This window comes from Klebsiella sp. CB_Kp196, assembly GCF_040061575.1.
Classification (GTDB): domain Bacteria; phylum Pseudomonadota; class Gammaproteobacteria; order Enterobacterales; family Enterobacteriaceae; genus Klebsiella; species Klebsiella michiganensis.
Genome location: NZ_JBEAFH010000040.1, coordinates 1 through 12694, shown reverse-complemented (window position 1 = coordinate 12694; position 12694 = coordinate 1). Strand labels below are relative to the sequence as shown.

Genomic DNA, 12694 nt, shown 5'->3' with positions numbered 1-12694 from the left:
CGTTTCCCTCACCCCAACCCTCTCTCCCCACGCGTAAGGAGAGAGGGGGGCGTTGCCCGGCGCACCGCCGGGTGACGGATTACGCTTTCAGCAGCGTCAGAACTTCTTCAACGCTGGTGGTTTTTGCCAGACGCTCAATGACCGATTCATCGTCCAGCGCGTTGGTCAGGCTGGTAATCACCTGGATATGCTCGTTATTACGCGCGGCAATACCGATAACCAGGCGAGCCACCTCGTCCTCTTCTTCGCCGAAGCGTACGCCTTCCGGGTACTGGCAGAAGACGATGCCGGTTTTCAGAACGCGATCTTTGGCTTCGATAGTGCCGTGCGGGACCGCGATGGACTCACCCAGATAGGTGGAGGTCAGCTTTTCACGGTCCAGCATCGCCTGGACGTATTCCGGCTCAACGTAGCCGCCTTTCACCAGCTGCTCGCCGGCAAACAGAATCGCTTCTTCTTTGGTCGCCGCTTTACGACCGAGGAAGATGTTTTCCGCGCCGAGTTTGAACAGATTGGTGTCAGACGCATCGAAGCTGTCTTTCAGGCTGTCGCGGACTTTCTCTTCGTTATCCGTGTGGCGCTGCGCCGAAACCAGACGTTCGGTCAGGCTGGTGTACAGGCCGCTGTCGAGGAAGTTGGTCAGCGAAATATGCTGCGCCTGCGGCACCTGACGCATCGCACGCTCGGTCAGGTCGCGGTGGGTGATGACCAGGTCAACATCCGGCGGCAGGTTGTTGATCGCACTGTTAGTCACGGAGATGTTGCTCAGCCCGGCATCCTGCACTTTTTTACGCAGCACGCCTGCGCCCATCGCGCTGGAGCCCATACCGGCGTCGCAGGCGACGATGATTTTACGCACGTGGCTCAGGTCGTTCGCGACATCGCCAGCGGCCAGCGGCGTGGCGCCGCCTTTGGACTGCGCTTTCATATCCTGCATGCGACGGGTCGCGGCTTCGATATCATCTTCTTCTTTAACTTTGCTGGTTTTCAGCAGCACGGCTGCGACCACGAAGGAGACGGCCATCGCCGCAATAATCGCCGCGATGTTAGCAAAGTAAGCGCCTTTCGGCGTCATCGCCAGCACGGCGAGGATAGAACCCGGAGAAGCCGGAGAGACTAGCCCGCCGTTGAGGATAGTCAGGGTGAATACGCCGGTCATCCCGCCGAGGATAACGGCCAGAATCAGACGCGGGTTCATCAGCACGTACGGGAAGTAAATCTCGTGAATACCGCCGAGGAAGTGGATGATTGCCGCACCGCCTGCAGACTGTTTCGCGCTGCCGCGGCCGAAGAACATATACGCCAGCAGGACGCCCATCCCCGGACCCGGGTTAGCTTCAATCAGGAAGAAGATGGATTTGCCCAGCTCGTGGGATTGCTGAATACCCAGCGGCGAGAAAATACCGTGGTTAATGGCGTTGTTGAGGAACAGGATTTTCGCCGGTTCAACAAAGATAGAGGCCAGCGGCAGCATCTCGTGCGCCACCATGAAGTTAACGCCTGCGGCCAGAATTTTCGACAGGACTTCAACCGCCGGGCCAATGCCGAGGAACGCCAGAATGGCGAGGATCATACCGATGATGCCCGCGGAGAAGTTATTCACCAGCATCTCAAAACCGGATTTGATCTTACCGTCTACCCAGACGTCGAATTTTTTAATTGCCCAGCCGCCCAGCGGACCGGCGATCATGGAGCCGAGGAACATCGGCATATCCGCGCCGACGATAACGCCCATGGTGGTAATCGCGCCGACCACGCCGCCGCGCTCGCCGCCAACCAGCTTACCGCCGGTATAACCGATCAGCAGCGGCAGCAGATAGGTGATCATCGGACCGACCAGCTTCGCCAGCGTTTCGTTCGGTAACCATCCTGTCGGAATGAATAGTGCGGTGATAATACCCCACGCGATAAACGCGCCGATATTTGGCATCACCATATTGCTGAGGAAACGACCAAAGCTTTGCACTTTGATCTTGATATCGGATGACATAAAACACCCCTTCTTCTGTTTTTGCTATCGGCAGGCTGAAAGCCCGAGGCTTGTTGTTAATAAGGCGGCAGAGGTAGCCGGGCCCTGAGTGATAGTGCGAAATCTGGCACTGAATCGTTAAGCTGTCCAGTCGGTGGATTTTTATGTGATTTGTATCACATGAATATAGGGCGGTGATGGTCTTTTGTAGTGATCTCCATCACAAAATGGATGTGTAAAAAAACAACAGACCGGGTTTTAAGGGGGGATAATGCATTTTTATGTGATGAAAATCACAAATTTACTTTGACGTTTTGTTATTTGTTTGTGATGTTCATCACAAAATATTTTCACCAGGATTTAGCCCGGTGTGATCTCGCGCAGGTTATGCCGCGTTCCGCTTGCTGATACGTCACTCAGTAACGCAATCGCTTAAAGAACATTTTAGTCGTCAATGGCGAAAATGATACGGGTGAATTATGCTCATTTTGTCGGCCTTTTTTTCATCCGGCCCGGCACACATCCTGAAAATAATTAGCGTAAATCCGAGGAAATTATGTTTCTCAATTATTTTGCGCTCGGCGTTCTGATCTTTGTATTTCTGGTGATTTTTTATGGAATCATCATTCTCCATGATATTCCTTACCTGATCGCGAAGAAACGTAATCACCCGCATGCCGATGCGATTCACGTCGCGGGCTGGGTGAGCCTTTTTACGCTGCACGTCATTTGGCCGTTTTTATGGATTTGGGCCACGCTTTACCGGCCAGAACGCGGCTGGGGCATGCAGCATCGGCGGGACGAGAGGCCGTCTGAGGCTGCGGAAGAGGGGGACGACATCAGCGAACTGCGCCAGCGGGTTATCGCGCTCGAGCAGCAAATAACCGGTCTCAGACCGTCAGCTCAACCTCCTTCGGTGGAGAAATAACTTATGGATCTGCTGATTATTTTGACCTATGTGGCGATTGCCTGGTCGATATTTAAAATATTTAAGATCCCGGTAAATAAATGGACGGTTCCCACCGCGGCGCTGGGCGGCGTATTTATTGTTAGCGCGCTTATCTTATTAATGAACTACAACCATCCGTATACCTTTACCGCGCAAAAAGCGGTTATTTCTATTCCTATTACGCCGCAGGTTACCGGGGTGGTCAGCAGCGTCACGGATAAAGCCAATCAACGGGTTAAAAAGGGCGAGGTGCTGTTTACCATCGATCCGGTGCGTTATCAGGCGCGGGTGGACCGGCTACAGGCCGACCTTGTTACCGCGCTGCACAGTATCAATACCCTTAAAGCCCAGCTTTCTGAGGCTCAGGCCAACACCACGCGCGTTTCGGCGGAGCGCGACCGTCTGTATAAGGATTATCAGCGCTACCTGAAAGGAAGCCAGGCGCGGGTCAATCCGTTTTCGGAAAGCGATATCGATAATGCCCGGCAAAACTACCTCGCCCAGGATGCGATGGTGAAAGGATCGGTGGCGGAGCAGGCGCAAATTCAGAGCCAGCTCGACAGCATGATAAACGGCGAACAGTCGCAGGTGGTAAGCCTGCGCGCGCAGCTGGCGGAGGCGAAATATAACCTCGATCAGACGACCGTGCGCGCGCCCAGCGATGGTTATATCACCCAGGTGTTAATTCGTCCTGGGACCTATGCCGCCTCGCTGCCGCTGCGTCCGGTGATGGTCTTTATCCCCCAGCAAAAACGGCTGATTGTGGCGCAGTTCCGGCAAAATTCGCTGCTCAGGCTGGAGAAGGGCGACGATGCTGAAGCGGTGTTCAATGCGCTGCCGGGACAGGTCTTTCGCGGCAAGCTGGTGAGCATCCTGCCAGTCGTACCGGGGGGAACATACCAGGCGCAGGGCACGCTGCAGGCGCTGACGGTGACGCCGGGCACCGACGGCGTGCTGGCGACCATTGAGCTGGAGCCCGATGCCGCCGTAGACGCCCTGCCTGACGGCATTTACGCCCAGGTGGCGGTCTACTCCGATCATTTCACCCACGTTTCGGTGATGCGCAAGGTGCTGCTGCGGATGACCAGCTGGATGCACTATCTTTATCTGGACCATTAGCGGGGTCGGTCCGGCATGAGGTGATTTCTCTCTCTGCTATTTGCCTGCGCCTGCGCCATACTTACTACTTTGTTGGCGAAAGGAGCAGGCAATGAAACTGATCGGCAGCTACACCAGTCCCTTTGTGCGCAAAATTTCCGTCATACTGCTGGAAAAAGCGATTCCCTTCGAGTTCGTCAACGAATTCCCGTACCACGAGACCAACGGCGTGGCGCAGTACAATCCGCTGGGAAAAGTCCCCGCGCTGGTCACCGACGACGGTGAATGCTGGTACGACTCGCCCATTATTGCGCAATATCTGGAGCTGCTCGGCATCGCGCCGGATATGCTGCCTGCGGCGCCGAAGGCTGCGCTGAAATTGCGTCAAATTGAAGCGCTGGCTGATGGCGTGATGGAGGCTGCGCAAACGCTGGTACGGGAGAAAACGCGCCCGGCGGCCCAGCAGTCGGAAAGCGAACTGCTGCGCCAGCGTGAAAAAATTGCGCGCGGGCTTGATGCGCTGGAAGGGTATGCCAGTGACGGGACATTACGTCCTGATGAGGTTAATCTGGCAACCATTTCCGCAGCCTGCGCCATTGCTTATCTCAATTTCCGCCGCGTCGCGCCGGGCTGGTGCGCCACCCGACCGAAGCTGGTTCGCCTGGTGGATTCCCTCTTTCAGCGCGCCAGCTTTGCGCGCACTGAACCGCCGGTGAGTTGACCCAGACAGGTAACAGTTTTTGCGCGGAGGCATTACAATTGCTGCTCATTTGTTGACTCCCTCTCCCGTCGGGAGGGGGGAAAATAGGTTCATTCATGACTAGCGAAATTCGTGCGCTTTATACCCGGCTTCCGGCTATCGACCGTTTACTCCGCGACCCCGCATTTTCACCGCTGTTGATGCAATACGGTCACGCCCAGACGGTGGCGCAGCTGCGTCAGATGCTGGACGAGGCGCGGGAATACATCCGCCTGAACCAGGCGCTGCCGGACTGGTGCGAAGCGTGGCTAATGGAGACCTCGCGTCGTTTGACGCAGCGACAGCAGAGCGCGCTGCGCCCGGTGTTCAACCTGACCGGTACCGTGCTGCACACCAACCTTGGGCGGGCGATTCAGGCGGAAGCGGCGATAGAGGCGGTGACCCAGGCGATGCGCGCGCCGGTGACGCTGGAATACGATCTTGACGATGCCGGACGCGGCCACCGCGATCGCGCGCTGGCCGACCTGCTCTGCCAGATCACCGGCGCGGAAGACGCCTGTATCGTCAACAATAACGCGGCGGCGGTGCTGCTGATGCTGGCGGCAACCGCCGGCGGCAGTGAGGTGGTGGTGTCGCGCGGCGAGCTGGTGGAGATCGGCGGCGCGTTTCGTATTCCCGACGTGATGCGCCAGGCGGGCTGCGTTCTGCATGAAGTCGGGACCACTAACCGCACCCACGCGAAAGATTATCGTCAGGCAGTGAATGACAATACCGGCCTGCTGATGAAGGTGCACACCAGCAACTACAGTATTGAGGGCTTTACTAAAGCGGTCGATGAAGCGGCGCTGGCGGAGATTGGCCGCGAACTCAATATCCCGGTGGTGGCCGATCTCGGCAGCGGCTCGCTGGTGGATTTAAGCCAGTACGGCCTGCCGAAAGAGCCGATGCCGCAGGAGATGATTGCCGCCGGCGTCAGCCTGGTGAGCTTCTCCGGCGATAAACTGCTGGGCGGCCCGCAGGCGGGAATTATCGTCGGTAAAAAAGCGCTGATCGCGCGTTTGCAGAGCCATCCGCTTAAGCGCGCCCTGCGGGCGGATAAAATGACCCTCGCGGCGCTGGAGGCCACGCTGCGCCTCTATCTGCATCCGGAAAAGCTGGCCGCTGAACTGCCGACCCTGCGTCTGCTGACTCGCCAGGCGGACGAGATCCGCCTGCAGGGCGAGCGCATGCGGGCCGCGCTGGCTGCACATTATGCTGATTTTGACCTGCGGGTCGAGCCATGCCTGTCGCAGATCGGCAGCGGCTCGCTGCCGGTGGACCGCTTGCCCAGCGCGGCGTTGACGTTGACTCCGCGCGATGGGCGCGGCAGTCGGCTGGAAGCTCTGGCGGCACGCTGGCGTCAGTTGCCCGTGCCGGTTATTGGCAGGATCTACGATGGCCGCCTGTGGCTGGATCTGCGCTGTCTTGAGGATGAATCCCGGTTTATGGAGATGTTATTGAGATGATTATTGCCACCGCCGGACACGTTGACCACGGCAAAACCACGCTGCTGCAGGCGATTACCGGTATCAACGCCGATCGCCTGCCGGAAGAGAAAGCGCGCGGGATGACTATCGACCTCGGCTACGCCTACTGGCCGCAGCCCGATGGGCGGGTGCTGGGTTTTATCGACGTTCCCGGCCACGAAAAGTTTTTGTCCAATATGCTGGCCGGCGTCGGCGGTATCGATCACGCGCTGCTGGTGGTGGCCTGCGATGATGGCGTGATGGCGCAAACCCGCGAACATCTGGCGATCCTCCAGCTTACCGGGCAGCCAACGCTAACCGTGGCGCTGACCAAAGCGGACCGCGTAGAAGCGGCGCGGATTGAGGCGGTGGAGGCGGAAATCGACGCGGTGCTGGCGGAGTTCGGCTTTACCGGCGCGACCCTGTTTGCCGTCGCGGCGACGGAAGGACGGGGCATCGCCGAGCTGCGCGAGCATCTCCTGCAGCTCTCCGCGCGCGCACACCCGCAGCATCAGCGCTTTCGCCTGGCCATCGACCGGGCATTTACCGTCAAAGGCGCGGGGCTGGTGGTTACCGGGACCGCGTTATCCGGCGAGGTCAACGTTGGCGATACGCTGTGGCTGACCGGCGTGGATAAACCGATGCGCGTGCGCGGTTTGCACGCGCAGAATCAGCCGGTTGAGCAGGCCTGGGCCGGCCAGCGCATTGCCCTGAATATTGCCGGCGATGCGCAAAAAGAGGAGCTCAACCGCGGCGACTGGCTGCTGGCGGTACCGCCGCCGGAAGCCTCTGAGCGGGTCATCGTTGAACTGCAGTGCCATACGCCGCTTAGCCAGTGGCAGCCGCTGCATATCCACCACGCCGCCAGCCATATTACCGGCCGCGTGTCGCTGCTCGAAGGCGCGCTGGCGGAGCTGGTTCTCGATACGCCGCTGCGGCTGGCGGATAACGACCGTCTGGTGCTGCGTGATATTTCCGCGCGCCTGACGCTGGCCGGTGCGCGAGTGGTGACCCTCAATCCGCCGCGCCGGGGCAAGCGTAAGCCGGAGTATTTACAGTGGCTGCACGCGCTGGCCGCCGCGCAGGGCGATGACGTCCAGGCGCTGGATATTCACCTTCAGCGCGATGCGGTGCGCCTCGATGATTTCGCCTGGGCGCGTCAGCTCAGCCGCGATGGCCTCAACGCGCTGATTCACCGCCCTGACTATCTGCAGGCGGGAAATAGCCTGCTGAGCGCCCCGCTCGCCGCGCGCTGGCAGCGGAAGCTGCTCGATGCCCTGGCGCGCTATCACGATCAGCATCGCGATGAGCCAGGACCGGGCCGCGAACGCCTGCGGCGTATTGCGCTGCCGATGGAAGATGAAGCGCTGGTACTGCTGTTGATTGAACAGATGCGCGAAAGCGGCATTGTTCACAGCCACCACGGCTGGCTGCATCTGCCGGAGCATAAAGCGGGCTTTACCGACGAGCAGCAGGCCATCTGGCAGCGGGTTGCCGGGCTGTTTGCCGATGAGCCATGGTGGGTGCGCGATCTGGCGCGGGAAGCCAACGTAGAAGAGTCGTTAATGCGGGCGGTATTACGCCAGGCGGCGCAGCAGGGGATGATTACCGCGATCGTGAAAGATCGCTACTATCGCAACGATCGGATTGTGGCGTTTGCCAAAATGATCCGCGATCTGGATCTGGAAAGGGGCTCAACCTGCGCGGCGGATTTCCGCGATACGCTGAACGTCGGGCGCAAGCTGGCGATTCAGATCCTCGAATATTTCGACCGCATCGGTTTTACCCGCCGTCGCGGCAACGATCATATTCTGCGCGATAAGGCATTGTTCCTTTAGCATAAGCAGGTAGTCCCGGGTCGCGGCGTGAACGCCTTACCCGGGCTACGATAACGCACAAACCTTGTAGCCCCGGTAAGCGCAGCGCCACCGGGGAATGCTCACACTCACATTTACGCTTCCGCTTCGTTCACCCAGATGCGCATCTCGCCTTCGCCGCGGTTGGCCCAGCTAAACCACGGAATAAAGGTTAATACTTGCGGCTGACGGGAGGACGGCGCGCGGTCATAGTGCCATAGGGCCTGGTTTTCGGCATCTTCCGCCGTTTGCTTATAGCCCGGCGCCTGGAGAAGTATCTTGCGGGCAAAAATCCCTTTGCCTTCGACAGTGCTAAACCGGGCGTCGCGCGGCAGCTGCAGGTTATGCAATTGCTCGCCGTTATCCGCCTGCTCCAGGCAGTAAACCAGCGGACCGCGCTGGACGGCGACCTGGCCTGCCTGGTGGCGCACCAGCGGGTTACCGTAAATGCGGCGCACCGGCATCGGCAGGGTTAACTGTAGCGTGTCGCCCTCCTGCCAGAGATGGCTGATGTGCAGATACCCTTTGCGCACGTCCTGCGTAACCGGCGCGCCGTTGAGCGTGACCTGCGGCTTATCGCACCAGTCCGGCAGACGCAGCGCCAGGGTATGATTAACCGGTGAAGATGAATCGATGACTATCTTCACCTGTTCCTGCCACGGATAGTTGCCGCTGATGCGCAGGCGTAGCGCCTCATTGCCCACCGGGATCTCCACGCTGTTGCCGACATACAGGTTGATGTACAGGACGTCGCCGTGCGGCGTGTAGATATAGTGCCCCAGCGAGGTCAGCACCCGTGCGATATTCGGCGGACAGCAGGCGCAGCCGAACCAGCGCTGACGGACGGGCTTAACGTGATCGTAAATATGGTTGAATTTTAAGGATTTTGGATGCACTTCCAGCGGATTGACGTAGAAGAAGTGCTTGCCGTCGAGCGCCATTCCACCCAGCACGGTGTTATACAGCGCGCGCTCCATCACGTCGGCATATTGGCTGTCGGCTTCCATCTCCAGCATCCGGCGGGCAAACATCATCAGGCCAATGGAAGCACAGCTTTCGGCATAGACCGTGTCGTTTGGCAGGTCATAGTCGCTGCTGAAGGCCTCCCCGCTGCTCTGCGAACCGATTCCGCCGGTGATATACAGCTGACGCCGGGCCATATTTTTCCACAGGCGCAGGCAATCCCGGCGCTTGCCCTCGTCCTGACTTAAACGGGCGAGGTGGGCAACGCCGGTCATCAGATAGACGAAACGCACCGCGTGGCCGATGGCGACCGGTTGTTCGGAAATCGGCTGATGCGCCTGGCTGTAGGGTTTATCCATCACCATCCACGCCGGACCGTAGGTGTTCCAGTAGGAGGTTTTGCCGCGCTTCTCATATTCGATATCGTAAAAATGCGGCTGCGTTCCGCGCGCCTCAACGAAGTACTTCACCAGCGCGATATAGCGCGGCTCCTGAGTGACGTCATACAGGCGCATTAACGCCAGCTCGATTTCCGGATGGCCAGGGTAGCCGTGCAGCTGGTTATCTCCGGGGCCAAACACGCTATCGATGTGGTCGGCGAGGCGGCAGACGACATCCAGCAGACGACGTTTGCCGGTGGCCTGGAAGAAGGCGACACCCGCTTCAATCATGTGCCCGGCGCAGTACAGTTCGTGGCATTCGGCGAGGTTGGTCCAGCGCTCCTCTGGCGCTTTGACCGTGAAATATGTATTCAGATAGCCATCTTCACATTGGGCGGCCGCGACCAGTTCAATCACCTCATCGGCGGTTTTTTCCAGCCCGGCGTCCGGCTTCTGACACAGCGACCAGGCCACCGCCTCCAGCCATTTCGCCACGTCGCTGTCCTGAAAGACCATGCCGTAGAATTCGCCCTCCTGTCGCCCGGCGGCGATGCGGAAGTTCTCTATCGCATGGCTCGGGTCCGCCTCCTCGATACGGTCGTTAAGCGCATCCCACTGATAAGGGATCACCACATCGCGCACCAGCTGCTGGTACTGGCCGAGGAACGGGTCGTTGATTTTCAGTTTGTGCAGATCGACTTCCATAACAGACATGGCGGACTCCTTAAGGCTGAACATGACGCGTACGCAGATCGCTGGCGATGCGCGCCATCATCGGATTGTTGAGCTTGCAGGCGCGAATGGAAAGGGCCAGCAGCAGATGGAACAGGGCGGGCAGCAGGGTCTCCATGGAGGCGATACCCGCCAGTGATGATGCCGTTTGGTTTTCCACGCCCGGCTGATAGGCCACGTAGATAAACACGAGGCTGATAATGCCGGCGCTGGAGGCCCACGCCAGCTTGATAAAGAACAGGTTAAAGGCGAAGTTCATCCCGGAAGAACGCACGCCGGTTTTCCATTCGCCGTAGTCGTCGGAGAAGGCCATCAGCGAAAAGTGCAGCGGCAGGGTAAAGCCGAGAATAATGCCGTTGCCGAGAATGACGACCAGCCACAGGATCTGGTACGCCTGCCCGGTTGGCAAAAACCACATCGCCACGGCCAGCGCGGCCAGCACCAGGTTGGTGTAGTAGTAGAGTTTAACGGTATCAAAGCGGCGCGAGAGCAGGTTGATGATGACGGAGCCCGCAATCGAGGCGAAGGTTACCATGGTGAAGAATAGCGAGGTGTAGCCGGTAGAGCCGCCCAGCACGTAGGTGATGAAGTACATGTAGCCGCCGCCGCGGATATTGAAGACGTTGATGAGCAGAAATGACATCACCAGCATCAGCAGCAGCTGGTCGTTTTTACGCAGCCCGGCGATGTGCTCGCGCAGGGTAAATTTCCTCATGACATCCAGCGAGACGCGTTCGCGAACCCAGAAGAAGCAGCACAGGAACATCGCTACCGCGATGGCGCAGAGTACGCCGACGCCGTACTGATACCCCTGTGCGGTATCGCCCTGGCCGAGCGCTTTTACCATCCACGGCAGCCCAACGGAGACTAAGAATCCCGCCACGCCGCACAGGACAAAGCGCCATGCCTGGCACGAGATAACCTCGCTATGACGCGTGGTCATCGTGTTGATCAGCGCGCAGTAGGGGACGTTTATCGCGGTGTAGCTCACCGACAGCAGCAGATAGGTGCCGAACGCCCAGGCGATTTTTACCCCCATGCTGGCGTCGGGCACGGTAAACGTCAGGACGCCGATAACGCCGATCGGCACGGCAATCCACAGCTGCCAGGGACGAAAGCGTCCCCAGCGGCTCTGGGTACGGTCGGCCAGCACGCCCATAATCGGGTCGGAAACGGCGTCGAAAACGCGCAGGGCCAGAAACAGGGTCCCGACCAGCGCGGGCGTCAGGCCGAAGACATCGGTATAGAAAAAAGTTAAAAAGTTCATGATCAGGCAGGTAATCACCGTCCCGCCCGCGTCGCCCAATCCGTAGCCTATTTTTTCCCGAAGGGATAATTTGTCGTCCTGGGCACGCTGTGCCAAATCAGTTGTGGTAATCGGAGCCGAAGTCATAAATAACTCCCGGAGATGATGTGCGAATAATATCCCGCTGAAGTGCGGGCTTTAATTGTGTTATTTGCAAATTACGTTATTTATTCTGCACTAAATGTTGGGGGCAACAAGGGAAGGAAAAAGTATAAAAAGAGGACGATTCCGACCTGATGGTAAAAATGTGATTTTGATCCAGCAGACAACTATTTTATCGTGAATAATCAAAGGTAACAGGGGTTATTAATGCTATTAAAAGCGGAATATTGAATGTCTATGCTTGAATTGTCCATGTCACTTCCGATTAAGGTGCAAAATGGTGGATTGTTTATTTCCCGAGGCATCGGCAGCCATCCGGCTCGTCAGCTTCACTCCTGGGAAATAATCTTTGTGGAAAAAGGAACATTAACGATCCGCGAAAACAACGAGATTTTTAGCGTCAACGCCGGGGAAAGTTTATTGCTCTGGCCGCGGCGTTTACACGTCGGAATCGGGCAATTTCCGGCAGATTTAAAATTCTACTGGCTGCATTTTGAAGTGACCTCAGGTGAAAACGTTTCGCTGCCTGAGGCGCTGCTGTCGATTCCGCAGCACACGCGCGTCAGCGAGCCGCAGTATATTATTTCGTTGTTCCGCCAATTCTTACGCGAGCAGGAAAATATTCATCGTAGCGTGGCGCTGGAGCTGATCCTGCTGCTGATTCTGCAGCAAGTTTCGGCGGCAGCGGGCGAACAGCCCGCCGACAGCCCCGGCAATGCGCTGGCGTGGAGAGCGCAGCAAATCATTCGTACCCGGTTTCATTTGCCCCTTTCCGCATCCACGCTGGCGCAGGAGCTGCACTGCAACGCCGATTATCTGGGGCGGATTTATCGCCATGTTTTCCGGCTGACCTTAACCGAAGCGCTGCACCGTCAGCGGGTGAGGGCGGCGGAAAAGCTGCTTATCAGCGATTCCCTGTCGCTCACCGAGGTGGCGATGAAATGCGGATTTAACGATGTCGGCTATTTTCGCAAGATTTTCCGTAAGCATACCAGCCTGACGCCCGCGGCGTGGAAGCGTCGTTACTGCAAGGAACATATTAATTCGGCGTAGGGTTGATGGGTTTTCCCGCCGGGGATGCGTAGATACTGTGAACGCCTGCAACCATTTTTAGTTGCCGATACTTTCTCCGGC

9 protein-coding genes are annotated in these 12694 nt (G+C 58.1%); 6 read left to right on the top strand and 3 right to left on the bottom strand.

Translation table 11 applies throughout. The features are described 5' to 3' along the window. Positions 1-79: 79 nt before the first annotated feature. Positions 80-1990 carry a PTS mannitol transporter subunit IICBA gene (gene mtlA / locus ABLU87_RS11810; protein ID WP_004855446.1) on the bottom strand — a complete coding sequence of 637 codons (1911 nt, stop codon included), beginning with the start codon at positions 1988-1990 and terminating at the stop codon, positions 80-82. Between the two features lie 535 nt (positions 1991-2525). Here mtlA and ABLU87_RS11805 point away from each other — a divergent pair. The 5 genes from ABLU87_RS11805 to selB all read left to right on the top strand — a co-directional run bounded on the left by ABLU87_RS11805 (position 2526) and on the right by selB (position 8059). Then, positions 2526-2897: a DUF3302 domain-containing protein gene (locus tag ABLU87_RS11805; RefSeq protein WP_032692970.1), complete on the top strand. Its 372-nt coding sequence runs from the start codon at positions 2526-2528 to the stop codon at positions 2895-2897. Between the two features lie 3 nt (positions 2898-2900). Further along, positions 2901-4037, top strand: coding sequence for an HlyD family secretion protein (locus ABLU87_RS11800; RefSeq protein WP_004855442.1), 1137 nt, complete (start codon positions 2901-2903; stop codon positions 4035-4037). Between the two features lie 91 nt (positions 4038-4128). Next, entirely contained in the window at positions 4129-4737 is a 609-nt protein-coding gene (locus ABLU87_RS11795) for a glutathione S-transferase (RefSeq protein ID WP_014227226.1), read from the top strand. Between the two features lie 95 nt (positions 4738-4832). Continuing rightward, a complete protein-coding gene (gene selA / locus ABLU87_RS11790) occupies positions 4833-6221 on the top strand; it encodes an L-seryl-tRNA(Sec) selenium transferase (RefSeq protein ID WP_038423854.1) in 1389 nt (462 codons plus the stop codon). Then, complete coding sequence (gene selB / locus ABLU87_RS11785) at positions 6218-8059, top strand: selenocysteine-specific translation elongation factor (RefSeq protein WP_122116747.1); 1842 nt, start codon at positions 6218-6220, stop codon at positions 8057-8059. Before selA ends, selB begins: the two co-directional genes overlap by 4 nt. A gap of 113 nt (positions 8060-8172) precedes the next feature. Here the strand turns inward: selB and ABLU87_RS11780 are convergent, their stop codons facing one another. After that, a complete protein-coding gene (locus ABLU87_RS11780) occupies positions 8173-10134 on the bottom strand; it encodes a glycoside hydrolase family 127 protein (RefSeq protein ID WP_025106771.1) in 1962 nt (653 codons plus the stop codon). A gap of 10 nt (positions 10135-10144) precedes the next feature. Then, positions 10145-11545, bottom strand: a complete 1401-nt coding sequence (locus tag ABLU87_RS11775) for an MFS transporter (RefSeq protein ID WP_122116748.1) — start codon at positions 11543-11545, stop codon at positions 10145-10147. 252 nt (positions 11546-11797) lie between these two features. Here ABLU87_RS11775 and ABLU87_RS11770 point away from each other — a divergent pair, with 252 nt between their 5' ends. Then, positions 11798-12613, top strand: a complete 816-nt coding sequence (locus ABLU87_RS11770) for a helix-turn-helix domain-containing protein (RefSeq protein ID WP_014227222.1) — start codon at positions 11798-11800, stop codon at positions 12611-12613. The last annotated feature ends 81 nt before the right edge of the window (positions 12614-12694 follow it).

Excerpts from the sequence above, each read along its gene's own strand:
- ABLU87_RS11805 (WP_032692970.1), top strand. The coding sequence starts at position 2,526 with ATGTTTCTCAATTATTTTGCGCTCGGCGTTCTGATCTTTGTATTTCTG.
- mtlA (WP_004855446.1), bottom strand. The coding sequence starts at position 1,990 with ATGTCATCCGATATCAAGATCAAAGTGCAAAGCTTTGGTCGTTTCCTC.
- ABLU87_RS11800 (WP_004855442.1), top strand. The coding sequence starts at position 2,901 with ATGGATCTGCTGATTATTTTGACCTATGTGGCGATTGCCTGGTCGATA.
- ABLU87_RS11770 (WP_014227222.1), top strand. The coding sequence starts at position 11,798 with ATGCTTGAATTGTCCATGTCACTTCCGATTAAGGTGCAAAATGGTGGA.
- selB (WP_122116747.1), top strand. The coding sequence starts at position 6,218 with ATGATTATTGCCACCGCCGGACACGTTGACCACGGCAAAACCACGCTG.
- ABLU87_RS11780 (WP_025106771.1), bottom strand. The coding sequence starts at position 10,134 with ATGTCTGTTATGGAAGTCGATCTGCACAAACTGAAAATCAACGACCCG.
- ABLU87_RS11795 (WP_014227226.1), top strand. The coding sequence starts at position 4,129 with ATGAAACTGATCGGCAGCTACACCAGTCCCTTTGTGCGCAAAATTTCC.
- ABLU87_RS11775 (WP_122116748.1), bottom strand. The coding sequence starts at position 11,545 with ATGACTTCGGCTCCGATTACCACAACTGATTTGGCACAGCGTGCCCAG.
- selA (WP_038423854.1), top strand. The coding sequence starts at position 4,833 with ATGACTAGCGAAATTCGTGCGCTTTATACCCGGCTTCCGGCTATCGAC.